This is a genomic window from Ruegeria sp. YKSD179 (genome assembly GCF_059612885.1).
Genome location: NZ_JBXWRL010000003.1, coordinates 61887 through 88871, shown reverse-complemented (window position 1 = coordinate 88871; position 26985 = coordinate 61887). Strand labels below are relative to the sequence as shown.

At 53.4% G+C, this 26985-nt stretch carries 25 protein-coding genes; 13 read left to right on the top strand and 12 right to left on the bottom strand.

Annotated elements, in window-relative coordinates; translation table 11 throughout:
- Positions 1–31: 31 nt before the first annotated feature.
- The gene (locus tag AC2FNE_RS02255; RefSeq protein WP_496804692.1) at positions 32–3193 is read right to left on the bottom strand and encodes a valine--tRNA ligase; all 3162 of its coding nucleotides are present in this window, start codon (positions 3191–3193) and stop codon (positions 32–34) included.
- A gap of 112 nt (positions 3194–3305) precedes the next feature.
- A complete protein-coding gene (locus AC2FNE_RS02250) occupies positions 3306–4205 on the bottom strand; it encodes a phytanoyl-CoA dioxygenase family protein (protein ID WP_496804691.1) in 900 nt (299 codons plus the stop codon).
- Between the two features lie 175 nt (positions 4206–4380).
- Here AC2FNE_RS02250 and AC2FNE_RS02245 point away from each other — a divergent pair, with 175 nt between their 5' ends.
- Together AC2FNE_RS02245 and AC2FNE_RS02240 are read left to right on the top strand one after the other, a co-directional pair.
- The gene (locus AC2FNE_RS02245; RefSeq protein WP_496804690.1) at positions 4381–6672 is read left to right on the top strand and encodes a xanthine dehydrogenase family protein molybdopterin-binding subunit; all 2292 of its coding nucleotides are present in this window, start codon (positions 4381–4383) and stop codon (positions 6670–6672) included.
- The gene (locus AC2FNE_RS02240) at positions 6650–7726 is read left to right on the top strand and encodes a T6SS phospholipase effector Tle1-like catalytic domain-containing protein (protein ID WP_496804689.1); all 1077 of its coding nucleotides are present in this window, start codon (positions 6650–6652) and stop codon (positions 7724–7726) included. The genes AC2FNE_RS02245 and AC2FNE_RS02240 overlap by 23 nt, the downstream gene beginning before the upstream one ends.
- Before the next feature lie 195 nt (positions 7727–7921).
- Here the strand turns inward: AC2FNE_RS02240 and AC2FNE_RS02235 are convergent, their stop codons facing one another.
- Positions 7922–8497: a GcrA family cell cycle regulator gene (locus tag AC2FNE_RS02235; RefSeq protein ID WP_170473520.1), complete on the bottom strand. Its 576-nt coding sequence runs from the start codon at positions 8495–8497 to the stop codon at positions 7922–7924.
- Positions 8498–8625: 128 nt separating this feature from the next.
- Here AC2FNE_RS02235 and AC2FNE_RS02230 point away from each other — a divergent pair, with 128 nt between their 5' ends.
- A complete protein-coding gene (locus tag AC2FNE_RS02230) occupies positions 8626–9429 on the top strand; it encodes an ABC transporter permease (RefSeq protein ID WP_496804688.1) in 804 nt (267 codons plus the stop codon).
- Here the strand turns inward: AC2FNE_RS02230 and AC2FNE_RS02225 are convergent.
- Complete coding sequence (locus AC2FNE_RS02225) at positions 9411–10304, bottom strand: DMT family transporter (RefSeq protein WP_170604774.1); 894 nt, start codon at positions 10302–10304, stop codon at positions 9411–9413. The two genes, AC2FNE_RS02230 and AC2FNE_RS02225, sit on opposite strands and share 19 nt — an antisense overlap.
- Before the next feature lie 294 nt (positions 10305–10598).
- On the opposite strand from AC2FNE_RS02225, the gene AC2FNE_RS02220 reads away from it, so the two are divergent.
- Together AC2FNE_RS02220 and argF are read left to right on the top strand one after the other, a co-directional pair.
- Positions 10599–11786: an aspartate aminotransferase family protein gene (locus AC2FNE_RS02220; protein ID WP_496804687.1), complete on the top strand. Its 1188-nt coding sequence runs from the start codon at positions 10599–10601 to the stop codon at positions 11784–11786.
- Positions 11787–11857: 71 nt separating this feature from the next.
- Entirely contained in the window at positions 11858–12784 is a 927-nt protein-coding gene (argF, locus tag AC2FNE_RS02215) for an ornithine carbamoyltransferase (protein ID WP_170473511.1), read from the top strand.
- A 15-nt stretch (positions 12785–12799) separates the two neighbouring features.
- Here the strand turns inward: argF and AC2FNE_RS02210 are convergent, their stop codons facing one another.
- Positions 12800–13402 (bottom strand): ferric reductase-like transmembrane domain-containing protein, encoded by a 603-nt coding sequence (locus AC2FNE_RS02210; protein WP_170604779.1) that lies wholly within the window; start codon positions 13400–13402, stop codon positions 12800–12802.
- Between the two features lie 19 nt (positions 13403–13421).
- On the bottom strand, positions 13422–13910 hold the full coding sequence (locus AC2FNE_RS02205; RefSeq protein WP_170604781.1) for a peptidase associated/transthyretin-like domain-containing protein: 489 nt from the start codon (positions 13908–13910) through the stop codon (positions 13422–13424).
- A 233-nt stretch (positions 13911–14143) separates the two neighbouring features.
- Between AC2FNE_RS02205 and AC2FNE_RS02200 the strand changes: the two genes are divergently transcribed.
- The 3 genes from AC2FNE_RS02200 to AC2FNE_RS02190 all read left to right on the top strand — a co-directional run bounded on the left by AC2FNE_RS02200 (position 14144) and on the right by AC2FNE_RS02190 (position 17186).
- Positions 14144–14977 carry a phytanoyl-CoA dioxygenase family protein gene (locus tag AC2FNE_RS02200; protein ID WP_170604783.1) on the top strand — a complete coding sequence of 278 codons (834 nt, stop codon included), beginning with the start codon at positions 14144–14146 and terminating at the stop codon, positions 14975–14977.
- Positions 14978–15162: 185 nt separating this feature from the next.
- Complete coding sequence (locus AC2FNE_RS02195) at positions 15163–16125, top strand: pirin family protein (protein WP_496804686.1); 963 nt, start codon at positions 15163–15165, stop codon at positions 16123–16125.
- 71 nt (positions 16126–16196) lie between these two features.
- A complete protein-coding gene (locus AC2FNE_RS02190; RefSeq protein ID WP_170604786.1) occupies positions 16197–17186 on the top strand; it encodes a 2-dehydropantoate 2-reductase in 990 nt (329 codons plus the stop codon).
- Positions 17187–17313: 127 nt separating this feature from the next.
- Here AC2FNE_RS02190 and AC2FNE_RS02185 read toward each other — a convergent pair whose 3' ends face one another.
- Positions 17314–17772, bottom strand: coding sequence for an NUDIX hydrolase (locus AC2FNE_RS02185; RefSeq protein ID WP_170604788.1), 459 nt, complete (start codon positions 17770–17772; stop codon positions 17314–17316).
- A 154-nt stretch (positions 17773–17926) separates the two neighbouring features.
- Entirely contained in the window at positions 17927–20377 is a 2451-nt protein-coding gene (hrpB, locus tag AC2FNE_RS02180; RefSeq protein WP_496804685.1) for an ATP-dependent helicase HrpB, read from the bottom strand.
- 284 nt (positions 20378–20661) lie between these two features.
- On the opposite strand from hrpB, the gene meaB reads away from it, so the two are divergent.
- From meaB to AC2FNE_RS02160, 4 genes are all read left to right on the top strand, one after another.
- Positions 20662–21633, top strand: a complete 972-nt coding sequence (gene meaB / locus AC2FNE_RS02175) for a methylmalonyl Co-A mutase-associated GTPase MeaB (RefSeq protein ID WP_170604886.1) — start codon at positions 20662–20664, stop codon at positions 21631–21633.
- A 229-nt stretch (positions 21634–21862) separates the two neighbouring features.
- Complete coding sequence (gene rpmB / locus AC2FNE_RS02170) at positions 21863–22150, top strand: 50S ribosomal protein L28 (protein ID WP_170473488.1); 288 nt, start codon at positions 21863–21865, stop codon at positions 22148–22150.
- 462 nt (positions 22151–22612) lie between these two features.
- Entirely contained in the window at positions 22613–22894 is a 282-nt protein-coding gene (locus AC2FNE_RS02165; RefSeq protein ID WP_254442479.1) for a hypothetical protein, read from the top strand.
- Positions 22895–22938: 44 nt separating this feature from the next.
- The gene (locus AC2FNE_RS02160; RefSeq protein WP_496804684.1) at positions 22939–23376 is read left to right on the top strand and encodes a copper chaperone PCu(A)C; all 438 of its coding nucleotides are present in this window, start codon (positions 22939–22941) and stop codon (positions 23374–23376) included.
- A gap of 111 nt (positions 23377–23487) precedes the next feature.
- Here the strand turns inward: AC2FNE_RS02160 and AC2FNE_RS02155 are convergent, their stop codons facing one another.
- Together AC2FNE_RS02155 and AC2FNE_RS02150 are read right to left on the bottom strand one after the other, a co-directional pair.
- Entirely contained in the window at positions 23488–24096 is a 609-nt protein-coding gene (locus tag AC2FNE_RS02155; protein WP_170604794.1) for an HdeD family acid-resistance protein, read from the bottom strand.
- A 69-nt stretch (positions 24097–24165) separates the two neighbouring features.
- Positions 24166–24861, bottom strand: coding sequence for an NAD-dependent deacylase (locus tag AC2FNE_RS02150; RefSeq protein WP_170604796.1), 696 nt, complete (start codon positions 24859–24861; stop codon positions 24166–24168).
- 28 nt (positions 24862–24889) lie between these two features.
- On the opposite strand from AC2FNE_RS02150, the gene AC2FNE_RS02145 reads away from it, so the two are divergent.
- Positions 24890–25333, top strand: coding sequence for a low molecular weight protein-tyrosine-phosphatase (locus AC2FNE_RS02145; protein WP_496804683.1), 444 nt, complete (start codon positions 24890–24892; stop codon positions 25331–25333).
- Here AC2FNE_RS02145 and AC2FNE_RS02140 read toward each other — a convergent pair.
- Positions 25330–26283 carry a LysR family transcriptional regulator gene (locus tag AC2FNE_RS02140; RefSeq protein ID WP_496804682.1) on the bottom strand — a complete coding sequence of 318 codons (954 nt, stop codon included), beginning with the start codon at positions 26281–26283 and terminating at the stop codon, positions 25330–25332. The two genes, AC2FNE_RS02145 and AC2FNE_RS02140, sit on opposite strands and share 4 nt — an antisense overlap.
- Before the next feature lie 68 nt (positions 26284–26351).
- A complete protein-coding gene (locus AC2FNE_RS02135) occupies positions 26352–26663 on the bottom strand; it encodes a hypothetical protein (protein WP_170473470.1) in 312 nt (103 codons plus the stop codon).
- Between the last annotated feature and the right edge of the window lie 322 nt (positions 26664–26985).

The window sequence follows — 26985 nt, the reverse complement described above, 5'->3', positions numbered from 1 at the left end:
GTATAGATTTATGAACTACGAATACAAATTATCAGGCGATTTCGGCCAGACGCGCAAGCGCCTCGTTCAACTTCGCCTCTTCTTCTTCACGGGCCGCGAGGTTGGCTTTGGCTTCCTCAACCACTTCCTCCGGTGCCGAAGCCACGAATTTGGGATTATTCAGGCGCCCACGCAATCCGCCCAGTTCTTTGGCAAGCTTGCCTTTTGCTTTCTCTAACCGTTCTTTTTCAGCGCCGATGTCGATGATATCAGCCAACGGTAAGCCGAAAGAAGCACCGGGGGCGGCGATGGAGATCGTGCCTTTGGGCAGATCATCCGCCTTGGTCAGGCTGTCGATCCGCGCCAGACGCTTGATCAGCGCTTCGTTGCGGTCCCATGCAGCCTGTCCATGGGCGTCGATCTCGGTCACCAACATCGGCACGTAAAGGCCAGCGGGAACGCGCATCTGCGCGCGCGCCGAGCGGGTGTTTTCGATCACCGAGATCACCCAGTTCATCTCACGATCCGCGTCCGCGTCGATCAGATCTGTGGCGGCATAAGTCGGCCAATCAGCGTGCACGACCATCTTGGTGCGGTTGCCGGTCAGGCCCCACAGCTCTTCGGTTATGAAGGGCATGATCGGGTGCAGCAGGACCATGCACTGATCCAGAACCCAACGCATGGTGGCGCGAGTTTCGGCCTGCGCCGCGGTGTCGTCTCCTTGCAGCAGCGGTTTGGACAGCTCCACATACCAGTCACAGACCTTACCCCAGACGAAGGCGTAAAGTCCATTTGCCGCATCGTTGAAACGGTAGCTGTCCAGCGCTGCGTCAACTTCTTCACGTACACGGGCGGTTTCACCGATAATCCAGCGGTTTACGGCTGCCTTAGGTTTCAGGTCGGTTACATCCAGCTGCGGAACGGCGTCGGTAAAAACTTCGTTCATCTCGGCAAAACGGACGGCATTCCAAAGCTTGGTACCGAAATTGCGATAGCCGGTGATGCGTTCGCGGGACAGTTTCAGCACGCCGCCAATCGCCGCCATCGATGCATTGGTAAAGCGCAGAGCGTCGGCGCCGAATTCGTCTACGATCTCTAGCGGGTCGATGACGTTGCCGGTGGTTTTGGACATCTTCTTGCCCTTCTCGTCGCGGACTAGCTGGTGCAAGTAAACGGTGTGGAATGGGACTTCGTGTACCACGGCCAACTGCATCATCATCATCCGGGCAACCCAGAAGAACAGTATGTCGAACCCAGTGACCAAAACATCAGTCGGGAAGTAACGCTGCAGTTCCTCCGTCTGCTCTGGCCAGCCAAGTGTGCCGATAGGCCAGAGACCGGAGGAGAACCATGTGTCAAGGACGTCAGGGTCGCGCCAAACCGGGAAAATCAGTTTGGTTGGGTCTTGCCCAACTGCGTATTGAGCCAGGCTTTCAGCGAATTGATGAATCGCCTCGTGCTTGTCCGCGACTTCAATAACGGTGGCGTGGCTTAGCGGACTGGGAATGTCAGCGTTGTCGTCAGTGAACTTTTCAATCACTGCATCGAAACTGGGCGCGCATTCCATAACATTGCCACGGTGCAGCATGCCGCCTTCGCTTAACAAACGACCCAGTTCGACTAGATCCAGGTTGCCGTCGTTCTCGTCATCGATGAAATCTTCCGCCGACAGGTCCAGGCCATACCAAACAGGAATTTGGTGCCCCCACCAAAGTTGGCGCGAGATGCACCAGGGTTCGATATTTTCCAGCCAGTGGTAATAGGTTTTTTCGCCGGACTCGGGTATGATTTTGACAGTGCCGTCCTTGACCGCGTCGAGCGCGGGGCCAACGACCTTGGCGGCGTCGACAAACCACTGGTCGGTGAACATTGGTTCTATGACTACTTTCGAACGGTCGCCGAAGGGCTGCATGATCGGTTTGCTTTCGACCAACGGAACCAGCTTGTCCGCGCCTTCGTGATCAGGTTTCAAAGCGGTTGATCCCAAGCGCGGATCATCCGCGCGGGTCATCACGGCCAGACCGTCAGCAGTGATCTCTTCGACCACCTTCGCACGCGCCTCGAACCGGTCGAGGCCGCGCAGGTGATCGGGGATCAGGTTGATCGCGTCGATTTCGTTCTCGGTGAAGTCCCGCCCACGCGCATATTCCTGCGCCTTATCGGCCTCCTCGGCGTAAGGCGCACCATCGGCCCGCATCGCGCCTTTGGTGTCCATCAGGCGGTACATCGGAATACCGCCGCGCTTGGCGACCATGTTATCGTTGAAGTCATGCGCGCCCGTGATCTTCACCGCGCCGGAGCCAAAATCTGGATCCGGATATTCATCGGTAATGATGGGAATCTGGCGGCGGTGTTCCTTTGGGCCAACCGGAATTTCGCATAATTTTCCAATAATTGGAGCGTAACGCTCATCTTTGGGATGAACCGCTACAGCGCCGTCGCCCAGCATTGTTTCAGGGCGCGTCGTGGCGATCGAGATGTAATCGCGCTCTTCCTCGAGGATGATATTCCCGTCCTCGTCCTTTTCGACATAGGTATAGGTCTCGCCCCCGGCCAGCGGGTATTTGAAGTGCCACATGTGGCCCGCGACTTCGATATTTTCAACCTCAAGATCCGAAATTGCGGTTTCAAAATGAGGGTCCCAATTGACGAGGCGCTTGCCGCGATAGATCAGGCCTTTTTCGTACATGTCGACGAATACCTTTATAACGGCATCGTGGAAATTGGCCGAATTCTCATGCCCCGTGCGCGGGTCACCCGCCGCCCCCGCCATAGTAAACGCATTGCGCGACCAGTCGCACGAGGAACCGAGGCGTTTTAGTTGTTCTATGATCGTGCCGCCGTACTCGCCCTTCCATTCCCAGACTTTCTCAAGGAATTTCTCACGTCCCAACTCGCGTCGCCCGGGCTGTTGAGTAGCGGCAAGCATTTTTTCGACCTGCATCTGTGTTGCGATACCGGCATGGTCCTGTCCAGGCTGCCACAAAGTATCGAACCCACGCATGCGGTGCCATCGGATCAGTATGTCTTGCAATGTGTTGTTGAATGCATGACCCACATGCAGCGCGCCTGTCACGTTCGGCGGCGGGATCATGATGGTAAAGCTTTCGTCGCGTGATTTGTTTGCGCCAGCCTTGAAGGCTCCAGCCTGTTCCCAAGCCTTGTATATCCGGGCCTCGGCCTCGGCCGCATTGAATGTCTTTTCCATCGCCATCGGGTGCGTCCTGCGTCAACGAATTTGGGTCAGCGCCTGCAATAACGAATGGACGCAAAAAGGGGAAGGGGCCGCGCGCAACCTCCCGCTTTGAACTACGGGTTTGAAAAACTCAGGCTTTGGCTGATGCTTCAGATCCGTAAAGCTGTAGGTTTTTTGACGCGCCTTGCGCCATGGCTTTGGCTTGATCCAAGCGGATTTGTGCATGCAGGTTCAGAGCATCGGCAGAAAACAATTCAGTGGGTGCCGGAATTTGGATGAAATTCCCTACTTTATCGCTGCCTCTTGCCAGCATTGCATAATCGCGGTCGGCAATTTTCTGTTGCGCGTTTGGGTTTAAATACCGGATTGCCAAACCGATCCTGCGGTCGTTTGAAACGTTGGGACCTGATCCGTGAATCGTCAGCCCATGGTGCAAAGACATTTGCCCCGGTCGCAATTCGATATGAGTTTTATCTTCTTCTGCAACGTCCACGGCCACTTCCTGACCGCGCGACAGCAGGTTGTTGTCCGAGAAAGTGTCGTTGTGGGGAAGGATAGGGTTTTTGTGGCTGCCTTTGACGAAATCCATACAACCACTTTCAACAGTCGCTGGCGACAGCGCGATCCACGCGGTTAGTTGGTCTGGCGTTTCTCCCATACCCCAATAGGTCAGGTCCTGATGCATTCCGACGACCTGGGTGGTTCGAGGTTCTTTGATGAATAACTCCGCCGACCAAAGCAGAATATCTGGCCCCAAGACACCTTGAACAACATCCAAAACGCGGGGATCAAGTGCTATACGAGCTACTGACGGCATGACCACATGGGCGTTGACACGTTTGTATATATTCAATGGCAGCGGAAGGTCAGCTTCGCGCCAACTGTCCTCAATTTCTTCCAGCTCGTCACGAAGTCGCGCGGTTTCCGCCTCCGAAAACACAGTTATTGGAAAAACAAAGCCGTTTTCCCAGTAATCTGAGACCGCTTGATGGGTTAATTGACCATTTGAAAGTGGAACAGAAGCAGGCATGGGCCCTCCGACATACCGGTTTAGGCTCATGCTATGAGAAGGATTGTACAGCGCCACGTCAAATTCAGACAAGCGTGTCGCAATCAGGCTATCTGGCGATAATTTTTGTAGGCCGCTGGACAAGAGAAAACCACGCGCTAGGGTCGCAGCCAAAAGTCAGGCATAGGATTGCTCCATGGAAAAGTTTGGAAAAAGCCAACCCGTCAAACGTACCGAAGATCAGCGTTTCTTGACTGGGCAGGGCACCTATATGGATGACTCTGTTCCTGAAAATGCTCTGTTTGCGGCATTCTTTCGCAGCCCGGTCGCACATGCAAAAATCACATCGCTAGATCTTGAAGCTGCACGCGCGTCAGAAGGTGTGCATTTAGTGATGGCATGGGAAGATTTGGTTTCCACCGGTATCGATACTGTAATGAGTGCAACGACGGTGGCCAATCGGGACGGGTCGCAAGCTGCGGCACCCGAACGGCATATGCTGGCCAAAGGGCGTGTTCGGTTTGTTGGCGAGCCAGTTGCCGTTGTCGTTGCCGATACGCCGATACAGGCACGAGACGCGGTCGAACTAATCTGGATGGAGACGGACGATCTTCCGGCGAAGATGGACGTTGCGGCCGGAGGCGAGGTCTTGCATCCTGAGGCGCCAGACAATCGTGCGTTTGATTGGGGGCTTGGAGACGAAGCCGCGACAGAGGCCGCATTTCAAAGTGCCGCATATACCGTTTCGTTGGACGTCCACGACAACCGCGTCATCGTAAATTCAATCGAGCCGCGTGGCTGTCAGGCCACTTGGTTCGAAGAGCGCCTGCATTTTACCTATAGTGGACAAGGTGTCTGGGGCATGAAGGCGCAACTTGCCAATAAGCTAAAACTGGAACCAGACTCGATCCGTGTGACAACTCCAGATGTCGGTGGCGGATTTGGCATGAAGGCGATGCCCTATCCCGAGTATTTCTTGATCGCGGTTGCCACCATGCAGCTAAAGCAGACTGTTCACTGGATGTCTGACCGATCCGAAGCGATGCTGTCGGACCACCATGGTCGTGATCTGACTTCACTGGCAGAATTGGCATTTGACCAAAACTACAAGATCACTGCTTATCGGGTACAATCCAGATGCAACTTGGGCGCATATAACAGTCATTTCGCGCAAGCCATCCAAACCAACCTTTTCAGCCGTGTTTTAATGGGCGTTTATGATGTGCAAACAACCTATTTGCGGGTTGAGGGGTTTTACACCAATACGACTCAAGTTGATGCCTATCGTGGCGCTGGTCGGCCCGAAGCGATCTACGTACTTGAACGGGTTATTGATAGGGCCGCGCGTGAACTGAGTATTGACCCGTGGGAGTTGAGGCGGAGGAATTTCATCCGCCCAGATGCATTTCCTTACGAATCCGCCACTGGTGAGACTTATGACGTGGGCGAATTTGACATGGTCCTGTCGCGCGCGAACTCTCAGTCCGAAGGTTTTGCCCAACGCAAGGCGGCAGACGCCCAGCAAGGCCTGATCCGCGGACAAGGTTTATGTTATTACATCGAAAGCATTCTGGGCGACCCCAACGAAGGCGCCAAAGTCGAGTTTTGCGAAAATGGAACTGTAAACCTTTATGTCGGCACCCAATCGAACGGGCAGGGGCATGAAACGGTCTACGCTCAGTTCCTTTCAGACCAGACCGGAATTCCGGCTGAGCGGATCAATGTCGTGCAGGGCGATAGCGATAGGTTGGCGCAGGGTGGTGGCACCGGCGGTTCCCGTTCGGTGACAACGCAAAGCAATGCTACTTTGGTCACGATTGACACGATGATTGCCGCATTCACGCCTTATCTTGCGGATAAAATGGGCGTTGAGGAAAGCATTTTGACATTCGATCATGAAACATTTCGCGCGCCTGGTTCTAACCTGACGCCCACGCTGATCGAGGCCGCAGAAATGGCTCGGGCTGACGGGCGAAGTGACCTGTTACAGCATGAGGCCCGCGCCAGATTGGAGGCGCGTAGCTATCCAAACGGAGCGCATGTTGCCGAAGTTGTGATCGATCCCAAAACCGGGGAGTCTCGGGTAGAGCGGTACATAGTAGTCGATGATTTTGGAAATCTTATCAACCCTTTGCTGGCCGAGGGGCAAGTCCACGGTGGCGTTGTGCAGGGAATCGGACAGGCCTTGAATGAGCATGTTGTGCATGATGCTCAAGGGCAACTGCTCACGGCTTCGTTCATGGACTACGCCTTGCCCCGCGCCGCTGACGTACCCATGATTAAGTTCACCTCGGCGCCCGTTCCATCAACTGCAAACCCTATGGGTATGAAAGGCTGCGGCGAAGCGGGGACCGTAGGCGCATTAGCGGCCGTGGCGAACGCGGTTCAAGATGCGCTCTGGGATTTTGGGGTGCGGCAAGCGGATATGCCATTCACTCCTCATAAGGTATGGGAATTGCTGAACGATGGTTCTGTCGCGGCTAAGTAGAAAGGTTCTGGGGTGGCTCGGGAGGCCTTTGCGGTCCGAGCATTCTGCAGAAACACGCCACCGAGAACCTGTAAGCCACGTCATCATCCTAGACGGTACGATGTCGACCCTGGACCCGGGTTTTGAAACCCACGCCGGTCAAACCCTGCGTTTGTGTCGCGAAATGGGCAGTAAAGTTTCAGTTTTCTACGAGGCAGGCGTGCAATGGGAAAGCTGGAAATCCTCGCTGGATGTGATGATGGGACGCGGTATCAATCGACAGATTCGGCGTGCTTACGGTTATCTTGCCTCTCGCTACAAGCCGGGCGACAAGATTTTCTTCATCGGGTACTCGCGCGGTGCTTACGGTGTGCGCAGTCTGGCGGGTGTAATTGATATGATTGGCTTGCTGAAGGCGGAGCACGCGACGGAACGAAATATCCTGCAGGCCTATCGTCACTATGAATGCAACTCCAATGGCGAAGCTGCGGCAACTTTTAGCAAAGCTTTCTGCCATGAGAATATCTCTATCGAAATGGTTGGCGTCTGGGATACGGTCAAGGCGCTTGATTTGCGCCTGCCATTGCTTTGGCGCTGGGCCGAAGAACGCCACTCGTTCCACAACCACCAGCTTGGCCCTGCAACGCGTCACGGATATCACGCCATCGCTTTGGACGAGACTCGAGAAGTTTTTGAACCGGTGTTGTGGCAATGTACCCCAGACTTTAAGGGCCACGTTGAACAGGTTTGGTTTCGGGGAACTCATGGAGATGTAGGCGGTCAGTTGAACGGTTTTGAGGAGGCCCGTCCGCTGAGCAACATCTCACTTATATGGATGCTGGATAAGACCGAACTGCATGGACTGCCACTGCCCGACGGTTGGCGAGACCGTTTCCCAACAGACCCTGCCGCGCCATCCGTGGGAACCTGGAGGGGCTGGGGAAAGATATTCCTACTTCGCAAGCACCGGAAAGTGGGAAGGGATCAGTCTGAACGCTTGCACGTCTCGGTTTCACCCGACGAACTGCCCAAATGGGTACCTATCCCGGATTTACCATCACATCCCGCGCAGTAGATTGATCGAAAAATACCTTGGCTCAACTTGATTTTGCCTAAAAAGCTTTCCCTAAAAGAGTAGCGTTTCCCCAAATTAGAGAATACATGAACTGGGCATTCGCCCTGACGCCAATTCGCCTCTTGCCGAATAAGCAGCCATAGTGTTCCGCCCGGTTAGTTCCTTGGTTGTTGATGGCTTCTCAGGCGCCAGCCCCTATCTCCGGCGGTCGCGGCGTGAACTCATTGGTTGGAACGCAACGCCTACATGTGCTTCGCAATATGGCTTGCCGGCCTCGACTGGCAGGCCACAAAACCAGAAGTCTTCGGTCGCAGGGTCGCCGACTGGCCACTTGCAGGTCTTTTCTGTCAGTTCCATCAGCGAGAGTTTCTTCGCCTTCTTTTCCACTTCGTTGACCTTGGCCAATGCTTCTGGGCTGATCTCGTTAGCCGAAGGCTGTGGCGGTAACGGTTGACCGGCCGGGATAATCTGACGACGGGCTGGAACGGCGGGTTTAGCTTCAGCCGCAGGGGAAGGAGAGGGACGTGCCGGTTCGGTCTTGGGTGCGGGCTTTGGCTTAGCCTCTGCTTTAGGCGCTGGGGCTGGCTTTTCCTTGGTTTCGGATTTAGCCGGCGATGCGCCTGTTGCACGGTTCGACAGGCCCAGACGGTGCACCTTACCGATCACGGCGTTGCGGGTGACACCGCCCAGTTCCTTGGCGATCTGGCTAGCCGACTGGCCTTCGCCCCACATTTTTTTGAGCTGTTCTACGCGCTCGTCAGTCCAGGACATGGGTTGCCTTTCAAAAAGCGGGAAAGCGGCCCCGGATTCGGGCCGCCTTCGGAATTCGTATCAGCCACCTATTGTAAACACTGCGTCCCGAGTTACAAGCAGTCTTCGAATCACTTTGGGGCCGGATAATGCAGATTCCTGCAAAACAAACTCCGCGCAGTTTTGGTAGAGTTAACTGGATGGGGCTTTCCACGCTAGCTAAACGGGAAACCCTGCGATTTCTCGTGGTTTGGACCCAGACGCTTCTGGCGCCATTGGTCACTGCTGGTTTGTTTCTACTCGTCTTCACAATAGCTATAGGTCCCGGTAGGCCCGATGTGATGGGAGTGCCCTTTCTTATTTTTCTGGCACCGGGAATAATGATGATGACGGTGATCCAGAACGCTTTCGCAAACACTTCGTCGTCGATGGTCATTGCCAAGGTGCAGGGCAATATCGTCGACACGTTGATGCCACCCCTATCGCCACTCGAGATTCTTTTGGGATATCTGGCCGGAGCCATTGCACGTGGTGTTATGATCGCCCTTATCGTTGCGGTCGCCTTGGCTGTCGTTTTGGGCCTTGTCCCTCAGAACCCGCTTTTTTCCTTTGTATTTGTTATCCTTGGCGGCGCTTTCATGGGAGCGCTTGGGCTTTTTGCCGGAATATTCGCGAACAAGTTCGACCAGATGGCGGCCATAACCAATTTCATTGTAACTCCATTGGCTTTCCTGTCTGGGACGTTCTATTCGGTACAGGCTCTACCACCCGTTTTGAACAGAATTAGCCACGTGAATCCTGTGTTTTATCTGATCGACGGGCTTCGATATGGAATGATCGGCGTGTCTGACAGTTCACCATACCTGGGAACCGCTATCTGCATTTTTGCAACGTTTTTGGTGTGTGGAATCACCTGGCAGATGCTTCGCACTGGTTACCGGCTCAAGGCCTGACGCAATCTTGCCTCGCGCCAGACGAGTATGAAAGCTCCTGTCATGATGATGGCGGACCCAACCAGAGTAACCGGGTCGGGAATCACACCGAAGACTGTGAAATCATAAAAAGCTGCAAAAATCAGAGTCGCATAGCTGATAGGTGCTACAAAAGATGCATCCGCCCGCGCCATCCCGTTGACGAAACAAGCCTGAGCGCAAGCCATCAAGAATCCAATTCCCGCCAACGCAATCCATTGTGCAGTTGTCGGCATCTGAAATACGAAACTCACCGCGACCGTGGCGATTGTCAGCCCCATCGCGTTGTTAATTAACAATATCTGGATCGGAATTTCGCGCCCCGAAAGCTTTTTGATGAAAATTAATTCCATTCCGATAACAGCAGCTGCTGCCAGAGCCAGCAGAGCGGCTGGCTGAAAACTGTCAGGTGTTGGTCGCAGCAGAATTAGTGCGCCGGAAAGCGCGACGGCGGCTGCCAGCCATCGCCAAGGGCCGACACCTTCTTTGAGCAACGGAATGGCGAGAACCATAGCGAAAATCGGGTTCAGAAATGAAATTGCGGTGGCGTCCGCGATTGGGATGAATGCGACCGATGCGAACATCAAGGTAATCCCTACCCAACCAAAACTCGTTCGTCCGATATGCAGACCCCAATGCGGGCGGCGCAATTCTGGCCGCAATAAAGCAACTGCAGTTACAATTACGAAAAACGCAAACAAAAAACGCCCGTGGCTAATTTGAAATGGATGCAAAGCCGGACCCAGAGCGTCAGTGCCGAGCGCCTTTGCTAAAAGCGTCGTTCCCGCAATAAATGCACTTGCAGCGAGAATCAGCAAAGCTGCTAAGGGTGGGTTTTGCGGCTTAGTTACAAACATGAGGTATCCGGTGCGTTAGCCTGTGGAAAATGGCAAGAGGGAATGTCACCTTGCTGATCGAATTTCGATCAACGTAATTTTCGGGGTTTTCACAGTGATCTGTTCTCGCTATACGGCGCGTCATGATCAAACACGCAAATATCCTGCTCCTTCGACGCCGACGCTTTGTTGCTTAATCGGCCCGTTTGATCTTTGTGTGCCATCAGAATATGGCACATTCCCAACCAAATCTGTTGACGAACCCGGCCTTTGTGTTTCACTCAAAAGGCTTATCTTACCCGAAAGGATGATCCGATGATCCCGTCCGTTCTGCCTACTTACAATCGTGCGCCTCTAACATTCGTGAAGGGCGAGGGCGCTTGGCTGACCGAGGCAGATGGCCGACGTTTTCTGGATCTCGGCGCCGGCATTGCCGTCAACGCGCTGGGCCATGCCCATCCTGCCTTGGTGAATGCTTTGACAGAACAGGCGCATGCTCTTTGGCATGTATCGAATCTGTATCATATCCCCCAGCAAAAGATGCTGGCAGACAAGTTGGTAGAACACACATTCGCCGATACAGTGTTTTTCACCAATTCGGGTACGGAATCTTGCGAGCTGGCCGTCAAGATGGCTCGAAAGTTTTTCTATGACAAAGGCCAAACTGAACGTGTCGAGATTATCACGTTCGATGGTTCGTTCCACGGTCGGTCCTCGGCCGGGATAGCTGCAGCCGGTTCAGAGAAAATGACCAAGGGCTTCGGCCCGCTGCTGCCTGGTTTTGTTCATATCGCTTTCGGCGACTTGGACGGTGTCACAAACGCAATTACGGAAAAAACTGCGGCTATTATGATCGAGCCGATTCAAGGTGAAGGCGGAGTCCGTCCTGTTCCCGATAGAGAACTCAAAGCTCTGCGCCAGATTTGTGACGACAACGGTTTGCTGTTGATCCTTGATGAGGTCCAATGCGGCGTCGGTCGTACAGGCAAACTTTTTGCCCATGAATGGGCAGGTGTCACGCCGGACATCATGATGATCGCAAAGGGAATTGGTGGCGGGTTTCCCTTGGGCGCGGTATTGGCCACCGAAGACGCGGCCAGCGGTATGACTGCCGGAACGCATGGATCGACCTATGGTGGCAATCCGTTAGGTTGTGCTGTGGGCTGTGCGGTAATCGATCAGGTTGCCACTCCGGCGTTTTTGGATGGCGTCAACCGCAAATCAGGGCTGCTGCGGCAAAAACTGGAAGGCCTTATTGCCGATCATCCAGATGTGTTCGAAGAAGTGCGCGGCTCTGGCCTGATGCTGGGTTTGAAATGCAAGCCTAACAATCTTGATGTGGTCAACGCAGGATACGACAATGAGGTAATTACGGTGCCTGCAGCTGATAACGTGATCCGCCTCTTGCCGCCACTGACCTTGACCGAAGACGACATTGTGCAAGCGATGATACGCCTTGAAAAAGCAGCCAAGCAGATCGAATCCAGCCTGGCCACGGCCTGATCTTTTTCCTTTCTAAACTAAAATGTGAGATCGGATTATTGCCGTCCGCCAACAGTAAAAAGCGAAACGAAATGAATCACTTCCTAGATATTCACAAGACCGATGCAGCGGATTTGCGGTCAATGATCAATCAGGCAAGCACAATGAAACAGGCTCGTCTGGGACGGCCGAAGGCGGCACTTGATGACGATCAGCCGCTAAAGGACCGCATGGTGGCGTTAATATTCGAAAAGCCTTCGACACGGACCCGCGTTTCCTTCGACGTCGGTGTTCGTCAGATGGGCGGTCAGACAATGATGTTGTCGGGCAAGGACATGCAGTTGGGTCATGGAGAAAACATTGCCGACACTGCCCGGGTCTTGTCGCGCTATGTTGACATGATCATGATCCGAACATTTGACGAATCCATTCTTACGGAAATGGCGGAATACGCGGATGTGCCAGTTATCAACGGGCTGACGGACCGAACCCATCCTTGCCAGATAATGGCAGATGTTTTGACCTTTGAAGAGCATCGAGGTCCGATCGCGGGAAAGAAAGTTGTTTGGACCGGGGACGGTAACAATGTATGTGCCTCTTTCCTACACGCTGCTGGCCAATTCGGTTTTGACCTTACCTTCACCGGACCGGCTCAGTTTGACCCCGAAGAGGACTTCATGGGATTTGCACGGCAAAAGGGATCAAAAATCGTGATTGAGCGCGATCCCTATAAAGCCGTTGAAGGCGCAGATCTTGTCGTCGCGGACACTTGGGTTTCGATGCATGATTCTCAGTCTGCAAAGGAACGGCGGCACAATCTGCTAAGGCCATATCAGGTTAACGCGGATCTCATGTCCCATGCCAAATCTGATGCCCTGTTCATGCATTGCCTGCCTGCGCACCGCGAAGAAGAAGTGACGTCCGAGGTGATGGACGGGCCCAACTCGGTCATATTTGACGAGGCTGAAAACCGACTGCATGCGCAAAAGGCGGTAATGCGGTGGTGTCTTGGCGTTTGAAGAGGATCACTTCCCTCAACGCGACCAGATCATCCAAACACGCAGATCAGCGAGTGTTTTTACGCTGGCCACTAGGACCAATATGCAAAGCACAGTTTTGGTCATAATCTCCATCGTTCCCTCGATCAACATGGCGTGAACAATGCCTCCAACCACGGTTACAGATGCCAGAAATGTATGAGCCAAACGCCACGTTTTGAAACGTATGCGCAAACGCCGACGCGCCAATGCAAGCGTGCCAGCCGCGAATATCGCCCACATCGCAATAACGCCCCAAGCTGAGAACGGAGTTGGGGATACGAACAGCAGCGCGTCGATTACATCTGGTGGGCTTGTGATCCACAGCCCTGTAACATGGATAACGACTGCCAGTACCAGAGCCACTCCAACCCATTTGTGCGTGGTTCGGCTGCGCTTCGGCGAAAGACCTGGCAATTTACTGCTGGCCAGTAAGGGCTGAAAAAGCAGCAGGACCATCCCAACGACCCCGGCAAATCCGGCCGTGATATAGATTGGTTGTCTCCAAGCTAGCAGCGGACTATTCGCAGCGGCAGCAATTGGCAGAATTGCTACTATTACCAACGCCGACCATGTTATGATCACGCGCATGCGTCGCATCTCTGATTATCCGTTGAAGTCAGAAGGGTTGCAGGACGAAATGGGCAATCAGGGATTTGTCCTTGGCGCTGGGCATGATCGGCCGCAGGAAAACAGTCTCAAACTCACCACTGTCATAGGCAAGGTGTCCATGAGGTTGGCCAAACGCGGGGACAATTTGCGGCATCTCTAGACGAAACTCACCCTTGGCGTCAGTTAGCGTCGCGCCATGACTATGTGGATCTCGCTCATGACCTTCCGTCGTGTGGGCCCAAATTTGAATGCGTTGCCCTGGTAGCGGGGCCCCATCTCCTGCGCGGCGTACGGTACCAGTCATCCAAAATCCTCCGCCTCCTATGCGATCCACAATGGGGGCACCGGGCCGGTAATTATTGGATCCGCCGCGCATTGATGGCGTCGGGGCAAGACTGTTTGCCCTAGCAGGAACAAAAAACGAAGATGCTCCGGCTGTCAGCACGGCACCACCGGTGACCATGAAAGAACGACGTGTGAAAGGCGTATCAGTCATCAATAGGTCTCCTGCAATTCGCAAAATTTGAGCTCGGGTTGGCACGAGCCGCCGTCATCATGTTCTAAACATAGCACGCCCGAAACCAATTCCGAGCATCACCGGCAGAGAATTGCGCAATCGTTTGGCCGCGTGGAAGTCTGGCTTCGGCTTACATTTTCGAAAGTCTTTGACCCCCCGCAAGAGGGGATGCAAACCTCGGCTTTGTAAAACGTGATTGGAAAGGTCTTGAATTGAATACAGCTAATCTTGTCTCACCCGAGGAAGTTGCAGCCTTTCAAAGAGACGGGGCCGTCGTTTTACGGTCGAAATTTTCTGCAGACTGGCTTTCTTTGCTACGCGAAGGCATAGACGCTGACCTGAAAACACCAACCGAAAATTTTACACGTCACACAAAGGACCCTTCTGCTCCCGCATATTTTGAGGACTACTGGGCTTGGAACAAGTTTTCGCAGTTTGAAAAATTTGTCCGGAATTCTCCTTGTGCGGCAATTGCGGCTGAATTGCTTAAGGCTGAATCTGTAAACCTTGTTATGGACAATTGGTTTCTGCGAGAGGCCGGATCAACGTCGCGCCCACCATTTCATCAGGATTTGTCTTATTTTGACTTCGAGGGCACGATGTGTGTCCTTTGGTTACCGTTGGAACCTGTAACGAAGGAAAACGGGATTGCATTCGTGCAGGGATCACATTTGTGGGACAAGCTTTTTATGCGGGTCCGGTTCGCGGATGGGCATCCAAGTTACGAACAAACCGAAGTCGCTGGTAAAACCTATTACGCGCCACCGGATATTAACGGTAATCCAGACGCATATAATTTGCTGCAATGGGATATGGAGCTGGGGGATTGCATATTTTTCGATATGCGAACGCTTCACGGTGGTCTTTCTTCCACCACGCCTACCGAAACGGTACGTCGCTACACCTTAAGAATGACTGCGCCGGATGGTGTCATTCGATACCGCGGGGACTGGGCCAAGGATGAGCGTAAACAGTTTGAAGCCGCTGGTTACCGCGAAGGAGACAGGATTTCAGGTCCATTTTTCCCTCAGCTTTGGCCCAAATAGAAGACCTAAGCCGGGATAAAGGAAACAAGGAACTTCGATCAAGCCTCTTTGACTTCACTAACGCCGTCATGTGTTGCACCCAATCTGTGCATTGACGCACTTTTCAAGTGTTAAGAGTGACATATATCCTCGAACAGCGAACATTGAGCCAAATACTGCGCGGCTCAGACCAAGGGAGAAAAGGTATGAGTTGGAACCCGACCCACAACCCGGAATGTGTAAACGACAGTTCGGCGCTTGAAACACTGATTATCCCGCGCGCACGTGATTTGGGCGGGTTCGAGGTGCGGCGAGCGTTACCATCGGTTGATCGTCAATTAGTTGGTCCATTCATCTTTTTTGATCAGATGGGTCCCGCCGAATTCATAACCGAAGGTGGCATTGACGTGCGCCCGCACCCGCATATTGGGCTGGGTACGGTAACCTATCTTTACAACGGAGAGTTCGAGCATCGCGACAGCCTTGGCACTCATCAGATGATCTACCCAGGTGAAGTCAATTGGATGGTCGCGGGTCGCGGGGTCACACATTCAGAACGCACCAGTGATGAAACGCGCGGTCAGCGTCACAGTCTTTTTGGCATTCAGACTTGGATTGCGTTGCCCGACGCGCACGAAGACATGGCCCCTGATTTTGAACACCACAAACAAGGCGCTTTGCCCAACATTCAGGATGCAGGTGTCAGCGCGCGGTTGATCCTTGGATCGGCTTATGGCGAAACCAGCCCAGTGACCATGATGTCAGAGACATTTTATCTTGATGTTCAGATGGAGCCGGGCGCATCTTTTCCTTTGCCGGATGATCATGAAGATCGCGGAGTTTACGTCACCGAAGGGTCGGTGGAGATCGCCGGAGATATTTTTGAGTCCGGTCGCATGATGGTATTCCGCCCCGGGGATCGCCTGTCGGTCAAAGCCGGACCGGCCGGGGCGCGGTTAATGCTGTTAGGCGGGGCAACTATGAATGAGGACCGATATATCTGGTGGAACTTCGTTTCTTCTTCAAAGGAAAAAATCGAAACGGCAACGCGGGAATGGAAAAAGGCCGATTGGGCAGCAGGAGCCTTTCAGCTTCCGCCGGGTGATGATCAGGAATTTATTCCGATCACAGAGGAACTCGAGCGCACCAAACCGCGACGAGCACGCTAAAGGTGATTTCGAAAACCGGCTTGCCCGACTGACCAATTTTGGCGACCCTCCAAACCAACGGGAGTGTCGCCATGAAGATTGTCATCGCCGGCGCGGGCAGCATCGGGTGTTATTGCGGTGGATTGCTGGCTGAAGTTGGGCACGAAGTCGCTCTATTGGGTCGTGCCAGAGTTCTTGACCCTATTCGGCAACACGGCCTGACAGTCACTGATTATTCAGGTCAGTATCGTCACATTTCACCTAAGGATTTGACACTAACTGAAGACGCCGTTTGTTTGCAGAGCGCAGAAATCGTTATTGTGACGGTAAAAACTGGCGCGACTGCGGAAATGGCTTCGCTGATCGCACAAAACGTGGCTGATCATGCACCAATACTTTCGTGGCAGAATGGTATGGAAAGCAGCCGCATTTTAAGACGTGAGCTGCCTGATCATGATGTTCGGGCTGGTATGGTGCCTTTTAACGTTGTACCAGTCGACCCAGCCACATACCATCGCGCCTCCTCTGGCGAGGTCATGATCCAAAGCGGTCCGGGCGAGTTAAGCAAGTGGCTTGGCAGTGAATTGCAGCAAATTATTGAAAGCAACGACATAGAAGCTGTTCAATGGGGTAAGCTTCTGATCAATCTCAACAACGCACTGAACGCTTTATCCGGCCTAACGCTTCGGGAGCAGCTATTGAGCCGTCAGTGGCGACGCTTGTTGGCGGATCAAATGGTCGAAGCACTTACAGTACTTAAAGCCTCAGGAATCAAGGCGGCTTCGACAACACCATTGCCAGTTTGGGTCACGCCTTACATTCTTCGTCTTCCGACCCCGGTTTTTTCCCGCATAGCTGCGCGCATGTTGACAATCGATCCAACCGCGCGAACTTCGATGGCGTATGATTTCACGGCTTCACGTTCAACAGAAATCGACAGCTTGCAAGGAGAGGTAATTCGCCTTGGGGAAAAGGTCGGAGTCTCAACGCCGATTTGCCAGCGTGTCGCTGATCTAATTAAGAAAGGAAACTGCGAACCGATGAACCCGGATCAAGTTGTGCGAGATGATCCGGTTGTTTGAATTCACACTCGAAAGCGACTTCGCACCCGGTGCTCACATCGCATCCAATAGCTTGTCAAAAAATCCCCATCGGCCGATGGCAACACCATTGCGTTTCGCACCTTGAGCTGACGGACAGAATATAAGCTCAGACACTCAGCAAAAGGTCGCGCAGTTCCGGTTCCCGCACACGTTCGGCGGCAATCTTTGGTGATACCCAGGCGCGTTTCCTTTGAGCCATCTCGGGGAATTTGTCCGACAGCTTATCCACACTGATGTGGTAGACGCTGGTCAGAATTGGCTGAGAAGTGCCGTCGTTGAGGACTTTGTCATAAGTGAATTGACCAATTGGATCGGGATCAACTGTCTTAGCGCACACTCCAGCCTCTTCCCAAGCTTCCTGTTGCGCGGTACCAGCCCCATCCAACCCATCAATCGGCCAACCTTTGGGTATTACCCAACGACCGGTGTCTCTGCTTGTAATAAGCAAAACCTCGGGCTGATTATTTGTGGTTCGCGTGCACAGGGCTGCGAACTGCACCTTTCGGGGGCGCAGGGAAAACGGTCTAGCAACCTTTTTCCATAGATTTCGCAGCCATTTAGACATTTTGATCCCTTCTTCGACGAAAGCGTCGTGGCCAGTCGTCGATAAATAGGCGTTTAAGGCCGGGTTCTCAACGATTATTTCGCATTGATTGTAAATTCTTATTATTATTTGGAAATTCGAAAAAATTTATTAACGGGTTGGCGAACATGTTCATTTAGTTCTTACGTGCTTTAGCACGCAGTGTCGGATCCGCTTGCGTCGGATCTTCGGGCCAGGGGTGTTTTGGATACTGGGCACGCATGTCTTTCCGGACTTCCGCATAAGATCCTGTCCAAAACCCCGGCAAGTCACGGGTGATCTGGATCGGCCTTTGCGCAGGCGATAACAAAGTGATCTTTAAAGGTGTCCCGCCTACGATCGGATGCTTAGTAACTCCAAAGACTTCTTGCAGGCGAACCGCGATCTCAGGTGTCTCGCTGCCGTAATCTATCGGCACCTTCCGTCCCAATGGCGTTTCAAAGGAACCCGGAGCGCGTCGGTCAAGCTCCTGAGTTTGACTCCAGTCCAGGCGCGACCTGAGCGCTGGCAAAAGGTCGAACCGCTTCCAGTCGTCAGCGTTCCTCACTCCGGACAGCATGGGTAAAAGCCAATCTTCAAGTGAGGCCATTAGCCCTTCGAGGGAAAAGTCAGGTAAGTCCACACCATCGGCGCGTACCAGTTCGACGCGTGCAGCCAACCGTGCCGCTGCGTCGTTAAACCTCAACCCAAGGTCACGGACACCATCGAGCATCGCTTTTGCGACGATTTCTGGTGGTACATCTTTCCAAATAAGGTCTTCCAAAGTTGTTGCGCCAAACCGTTCTTTTTGACGGGCAATGACGCGACGCTCTCGTTTTGACCATTCACAACTGTTCGTCCACTCAATTTGATCCGCAAACAAGTCCCTGATCTCACCTTCAGAAATTCCGACGGCCATGCGAATTTTGGCTTCCCGTGGGTTTCCGTCTGTATCGACTGCCAGAATAAACGGAGCAGACGCCAACGGGTCGCTTGCGTCCAACACGGCTCCCTTGCCACCGGACAGGATATATCTTGGCATGTCGCCTTTGCGCCTTTGCCCGATACGATCAGGGTAGGCCATAGCTGCCATAGCTGCCGGGGACAATTTTTTGGTGCCCTTTCCAGAATGGGCTTCAAGGCGTCTGGTTTCTGCCTTTATTCGATCCAAAACGACTTTGTTCGAAGGCCAGGGCCGGTTTTGTTGATAAGTTTGCCGATTGCGCAAGGCCTCGAGACGCAACAAAAGGTCTGCTGGAGCACCTTTGAGCGGGTCCCTTTCGGCCAACAGGGCCGCTAACTGTGCAGCTTGGGTACCTGCTTGCACCAGCATATGACCCAAACGCGGATGAAGCGGAAATGCCGCCAAAGCACGGCCATGATCCGTTATCCGTCCCTTACCATCCAAAGCACCCAACATCGTGAGCAGTGAACGAGACTCGGCCATTGCTCCTTCTGGTGGTCGCGTCAGAAATGAAAGCTCACTTGGTTCGGCTCCCCAGAGTGACAATTCAAGAACCAGTCCAGTTAGATCGGTTGCTTCGATTTCGGCGGGGGGAAAGGCAGCCAAAGCGCCTTCTTCTCCTTTCGACCATAGTCTATAGCAAATGCCCGAGGCTACCCGTCCCGCACGTCCCGCGCGTTGCGTTGCTTCGGCCCTTGTGACCCTTTCTGTGACCAGCCGCGACATGCCAGAGCCGGGATTGAACCGGGATCGACGCGCCTGGCCCATGTCGACCACGACACGAACATCAGGAATGGTTAACGAGGTTTCAGCAATCGAGGTCGCCAAAACTACTTTTCTTCCATTTATCGAAGGGGAAATCGCCTTGCGTTGGTCCGCGAACGGCATCGCACCAAAAAGCGGGAAGACATCGCACTGAGCTGGCAATTGACTGCTCAACGCTGCTTCAGCTTGCCGTATTTCCCTTTCGCCCGGTAAGAAGGCCAAAATACTACCACCGGTCGCGCGCGTATTACGCTCCGCTTGAACGATCAGATCTGTAAACGCTTCCAACCGCCGTGCGCCTACGCCCAGAGGGTGGTTTAACCAACGAATATCTACTGGAAAGCTGCGGCCTTCGGATTTCACCAGCGGTGCGTTCATCAATTGCCCAACTGGTTCAGTGTCCAATGTTGCCGACATTACCAGCAGCATCAAATCTTCGCGCAAAGCGCCTGCAACTTCGAGGCAAAGAGCCAGCCCCAAATCAGCATTCAGGGATCGCTCGTGAAATTCGTCGAAGATTACAGCGCCTACTCCGGGTAAATCAGGGTTAGATTGCAGCATTCGGGTCAGAATGCCCTCGGTAACAACTTCGATACGTGTTCCCTTGGAAACTTTTGACTCACCGCGTACCCTGTAGCCGACGGTTTTACCCATGGGTTCCCCAAGTGTTTCTGCCATACGCTCGGCAGCGGCTCGGGCGGCCAGGCGGCGCGGTTCAAGCATGACAATCCTGCCCTGGCAAAGGTCAGCCTGAAGCATAGCAAGCGGCACACGCGTAGTTTTACCAGCACCGGGCGGGGCCTGCAAAACGGCGCGACCGCGGGATTTCAGTGCCGATATCAATTCGGGCAGGACTTCATCGATCGGTAGGGTCGTCATGTCGGCTTTATCCGCCAACTGCAGCCATAGGTCCAGTTCCTGCTATTGGCTCAAATTCAAGACCGTTTCACAGAGCATACTCGTCTCAAACAATGACCGAACGTGCTTGCCAACCCTTTCGCCAGCAAATGAACGGAAACTGCGGATCCGGATCGTAAAGGAAGCCACTGCCATTTCCCCCAGTTTGCCCCTAATCCTGTGCAGAACAATTTCAGGCCTCTATGGTCTGGACAAACGCCCCAGTGCAACGGCAATTAGTGATGTCGCAGGACATCGGGATTGACATGGACACAAAAAGCCTGAGTGACAGGATATTGAAGCACGACCGTCGAGCGTTGGCTCGCGGCATAACGTTGGTCGAAAGTGCACGCGCTGATCACAGGTCGCAAGCCTCGGAATTGCTGGCCCGCTTGGCCGGGGCTGGTCGCCAGTCGTTGCGCATAGGTTTGTCAGGTACTCCGGGGGTGGGCAAATCCACCTTTATTGAAAGCTTTGGCATGATGTTGATTGGTCAGGGTCTTAAGGTCGCTGTGTTGGCGGTTGATCCGAGCTCTGCCAGATCGGGCGGCTCAATATTGGGCGACAAAACGCGCATGGAGCGGTTAAGCCGCGAGAAAAATGCGTTTATCCGACCCTCGCCAAGCCAAAGCCATTTGGGCGGCGTCGCCCGCCGCACCCGGGAAGCCATCGCTCTTTGCGAGGCTGCGGGTTACGACGTGGTTTTGATCGAAACTGTCGGTGTTGGTCAGTCTGAAACTGTCGTGTCGGAGATGTCCGACTTGTTCCTTTTGCTTCTTGCACCCGCAGGTGGGGACGAATTGCAAGGCGTCAAGCGCGGCATCATGGAAATGGCCGACATGATTCTTGTGAATAAGGCAGACGGAGACCTTAAAGCGGCCGCCACACGTACCTGTGCAGATTATGCAGGAGCTTTACGGCTACTGCGCAAGCGCACGCAAGACCCCGAGGACTTTCCTAAAGCAATGACCGTTTCGGCCGTGGAACAACACGGGTTGGACGCGGCATGGAAAGAGATGCAATCCCTTGTTCAGTGGCGCCGCGATAACGGCCATTGGCAGGCAAACCGAGCCGCGCAAGCCAAATATTGGTTCGATCAGGAAGTCCGCCATACCCTGTTGGCCCGCCTGGACACGGCAAAGGCCAAGGCTGACATGGATCGGTTGAAGGACGAAGTGGCGAGCGGTCGGCTTAGTCCGACAACCGCTGCAGAAAAGATGTTGGCGATGCTGAATTGATCAAACAAAAGTTCTATTTCCAAATGAATACAGGCGAACCATTCGCGTGAAGTGCCGACACCAAACATTGCCGGAAAGCAAACTTAAAGAATTCGCACTGTCTGTCTTGACCCTTTCGGCGATTCCCACTACACGCATCCAACCAGTTTTCGGGCGCGACTTCGGGTTGCGCCCCTTGTGATTTGGCCGAGGGTCTTGACCCCGGCCTTCAGATACAAAGGAAGAAACAATGTCGCGCCGCTGCGAACTGACCGGAAAAGGCCCGATGACTGGCAACAATGTCAGCCACGCCAAAAACAGAACTCGTCGTCGTTTTTTGCCAAATTTAAACGATGTTACACTGCAGTCTGAAACCCTCGGACGCGGTGTCAAACTGCGTATATCGGCGGCTGCCCTACGCTCTGTTGACCACCGTGGCGGGTTGGACGCTTTCCTAGCCAAGGCCAAAGACGAAGAATTGTCGGATAACGCGCTTAAAGTGAAGAAGGAAATCGCTAAGGCGCAAGCGTCGGCCTGATCACCGATCTTACCGGATTTAGTGAGCCCTGTACCGTTCGGTGCAGGGTTTCTTTTTTATTTAGAAAGCTGATGGTTTCGGACAGACAAAAATTCCCAAAAACGTGATGCTCTTCACATAAAGATCCCACTAATTGAGTTATGTTTGTGGTTATTCCAATGGCGGAGACACATCGATGCCCAGAAAGTCTTTTCAATTTCTTCTGCTTGTACCGGCGTTTTTCGGCAAAGCTATCAGCACCTGCAGCCGAATTCAGCGGCGAGTTAACCGCCAGCATATCAGCCTGACCGTCGAATTAGATAAACGTCCCGGAACAGACGGTTGACGCAATGCCGCGGAGGGGTCATTCACGCTTGAAGGCCGGGGTTTCCCCGGCCTATATCCAACGCCAATATGATGGCTCTGCGACGCATATTTCTACCTATTGCCCTGTCTGTTCTAATTGGACTAGCAGGCGTTGCCATGGCGATGTCACGTGGGCTGGATCGGACGGCGGCGCAGATTGTTCTGTGTACCGGAACAGGGCCTGTGGTTGTTTATGTAGACGATCAAGGCCAACCAACGCGACCTCCGCACTACTGTCCTGATTACTTCCTTTCCCTTATAGCGGCTATTTTCGCTGAGTTTCCTTTGTTGCCGGGACCACCAGCCCGATCCGGTGGCGAGCCGGAGCGGGGTGTGTCCAGTTTGATTGCATCGGCCATACCGCTTCGACCGGCGAGGGCGCCTCCTAATTTCTTGTGACGAACGATCTCTGGAACAAACTATGGAATTTTGGGAGAGCTTTTATGTCGCTCAAATCTAACTTGCTGACTGCGATGATCTTTTCTGCACTTGGATCAATCGCCGTTGCCGACAGTTCAATCAAAGTAGATGATGCCTATGCCCGATCATCAAACAAACACGCCAAAGCCGGGGCAGCTTTTATGATGATAATAAATACCGGCGAGGAAGATGATCGTTTGATTGGTGCGATCTCTGACGCGGCCGACCGAGTCGAATTGCATACTCACAAAGTTGACGAAAACGGCGTAGCCAAGATGTTTCATGTCAAGGAAGGCTTCGTCATTCCTGCTGGTGAGACGTATGTTTTGCGGCGGGGAGGTGATCACGTGATGTTCATGGGGTTGACCAAGCCTTTTGAGCAGGATGCGACTGTTCCTGTCACACTTGTTTTCGAGCAGGCAGGAGAAGTCGAAATCGAAGTGCCTGTCGACCTGAACTGAAAGGGTAATGGTGCCAATTCGCATTGAACTGCACCTGAACTAAGCCCGTTTCGCGGCTATAATCTTTGCTTAAGACCGGAGTTGCCCGGTCTTAAGCACCTGAGTTGTTGTTTACCGATTTATTGTACGCATCGACAGGCGGTCCCCTGCGCGTTTGAAGTGTGCTGTCAACCAGAACATAACCGCCGCTACTGCGAGCGCAGAAAAGGCGATGACCCAACCCAAAGCGAACAAGCCGATTCCTGGAGAGAAAATCAGCACAAGACCAATAGCGAGCGCGACAAACCCTGAATTTCGCATCGCATTCCGTTGGGGATCGCGCTCATGCATCTGCCGCCACGCGGCCAAAGACCCGATGCCTACAATCAGAGCCCACGCACCAAGCAGGAAAAAGGCGAGTTTCGCTGTCCCTTCCGGCCAGACCACTAGGATCACACCAATCAGCATCGCACCTATTCCGACCCCGCCGACCAACCCACGACGGCCAAATCCAAGCAGCGTCAGCCCGCCATCGAAGATTAAAAGTATTCCGACCAGACGCAAAAGCAACGAGATGCTCCCGCTTGGCCAAAATAGCGCGGCAATGCCAACACAAGCGGCCAACACGCCGCGGATCAGGAAAGTCCACCAAAGGTCGGCGAGCTGTTTACTAAGTTTATCACGTCGGTCGAGCTCAATATCATCGAGAACTTCGCCGGTTTTTGGATCCTGATCTGTCATCCCTCATCCTTATGTAGATGCTGATACAGCATAACCGAGATTTTTGGGTCTTGTCGCGCGGCAATACGATCAGCGTCGTTTCAGCAAATCATCCACCCATTTGGGAACTGTTTGAGTGGCTGGACCTGTCAATATATTATCAAAGTGTAAAACCCCCGTAGAAGGCTCGAGGTTAAGCTCAAAGGTTTGTGCGCCCGCAGCAATGGCTTCATGCACAAAAGCTGCTGCCGGATAGACCTGACCAGATGTTCCTATGGCTGCAAAGATTCGCGCGCCGGATAAATGATCATAAATCTCATCCATGAAATATGGCATCTCTCCAAACCAAACGACATCTGGCCGCACAGTTGGGCGACCACATCTGGAGCAAGGATCGGCTGGTGTCATTTGTTCGGCAGACTTCCAGCGATGACCACAACTGGAACAAAGTGCTCCAGCCAAAGTTCCATGCATATGAATTACATCTTGTGATCCACCTGCCTCGTGCAGGCCGTCGACATTCTGTGTGACGACTATCACCTCGTCAGGCCAATCGCGTTGCAGCCGGGCCAATGCTTGATGTGCCGCATTGGGCTGTGCCTTAGCGGCCTGCACCCGGCGCGCGTTGTAAAAACTGTGAACCAGCGCCGGATTACGTGCAAAGCCTTCGGGAGTAGCGACGTCTTCGATCCTGTGCTGTGCCCACAGGCCGCCTTCGTCCCGGAAAGTCCCAAGCCCGCTTTCAGCGGAAATTCCAGCCCCGGTCAGGATGACGATCTTTTCCATGTCCTCTCCATATATTAGAACCGGTGCTATGACACGTCGTATTCTATTTGTCTGTTTGGGCAACATTTGCCGTTCTCCCGCGGCCCAAGGTGTATTTCGTACTATTGTGCCGACACATACCGTCGATAGCGCCGGAACTTCTGGATGGCATATCGGTCGTCCGCCATACGCTCCTATGCAAGAGGCTGCATTGGCCCGGGGAATTGATCTGAGCGACTTACGGGCCAGGCAATTCTTGGCCAGCGACTTTGAGCTTTTTGATCTGATCATTGGCATGGATCGGGATAACATTTCCGATATCGAAGCGTTACGGCCGCCGGGTATGGGCACTCCGGTCAGGTTGCTTACGGATTTCTCACCGCATATCGGGAAAGATCATATCCCCGACCCTTACTACACAGGTGATTTCGAAGGAGCGTTTTACTTGATCGAAACGGCAACAAAAGGGTTGCACGATCATTTGACATCTTAATTGTCGATAACAACCAGTTTATCAGCTAACCAAGGGACCTGCGTTACCGCTGGGTCGATAATTTGACGTTTCATCAACCTTCGGATCATATCAGCCACATCGTTTGGAACCTGATCCGACCAATCCGATCTCGTAAAAAGGGAAATAGTACGAGAAACTTCCCCAAACGGGGCAGGGTGGACCTCTAGTCCGTCGTGGAATCTTGCCGCGCGCATATATCCCAGTGGGGTTGTTACAGCCCAACCCAGCCCACGGGCGACCATTGCCATCAAAGCCATGTGCGAACCTATCTCGAACCGTTCTTCGAACTCCATGGCGTGCCGGGCCAACTGGCCCTCTATTTGACGGCTGATCAGTTGTTCGCGCGCGTATCGCAAAAATGGCAGGTCTTTTAACACTGCTTCGGCACCGCCCGATCCTTTAGGCGCAACAAGGATAAAGGGGTCGCGGACCAAAGGGTATTCGATCACGCCTTCAATCACTTCGCCACTGTGGGCGGAAACGGCAAGGTGCAGGCGTTGGGATTCAAGTTCCTCGAATATCTCCAGACTGGGCAGAGTTATTAGTTTGAATTTGGAGCGGGTTAAACTGTCAGCCAGCAAGGTAGCCAGACGCGGGGTCAGGTCGTTGTCAAAGTCGTCGATAAGCCCGATGGACAATGTGGTAAGATGTCCCAAGTCCATAACTGTCAGCTCGCTTTGAGCCATTTGAAGTTCCGCGAGTATGGCTTCTGCGCGCGCAAGAAAGCTGCGCCCTGCCTGCGTAAGGCGCATAGGGCGGCGCCCATGATCCACCAGATCGGTGCCCAACGCCTTTTCCAGGTTGCGAAGTTGCTGGGAAACCGAAGGCTGGCTAAGCCCTGTGATCTCGGCAGCTTGCGCCACAGATCCTGTTCTTGCCAGTGCCTCGAATACCTCGAGCCCACGCAGGGTCAGCCCTTTCATCACCATGCATAATCCTTTTCGCTGCGCCTTTTCTGAGGGGCAGCGAGGATCAGGTCAAGCTTTCCCGCCAGGGATCAGCCGCACACAGCCTGCGCCATCTGGCCGAAGTTTTGATACCGATCCCACAACGCATCGTCTTGCGCAGATTGCGACATCTTGAGTTCCTGTGCCTGATGGGGGTCGGTGAACCACTTGGCTACGGTCTTCTGGTCACTACTAGTCAGCGCCTGATTGGCCACTCGCTGGATGCAATTGCACCTGTCCCGCGTTGCAGCGGCCCGGTCCGATGCCAAACACGCTCGCTTGATTTGCGCAGCTTCCGTCAGTGTCGGGGATACCGCCGTCAGCGAAGTCGCACAGAATGCGATTAAGAGAAACTGTTTCATGCCCTTGCCTCGTCTTTGCCTGACCGGAGAGTTCTGACGACCCTCTCGGCTTGCGCGCAATTATGAATCAAACTGGATTCCGGATCAATAAATAACCCTCTGTAAAGTGAAAACGTTCTCAAAACACTGAGTGGGTACTTATAATCCCTGCCGTTTTTCGCTCGATTTGAGTTTTAAACATTTACAAAAACGCTGTGAATGTTGCCGCTTGCCTATTTCTTTAGCACAAAATCGAGCATTAAATTCTTCTGGAATTGTTAGTTGTCAGCGGGTTCAGTTCGAGCAAAAAGATGGAATGGCAGAGAAAACTGCGCCTACGTTT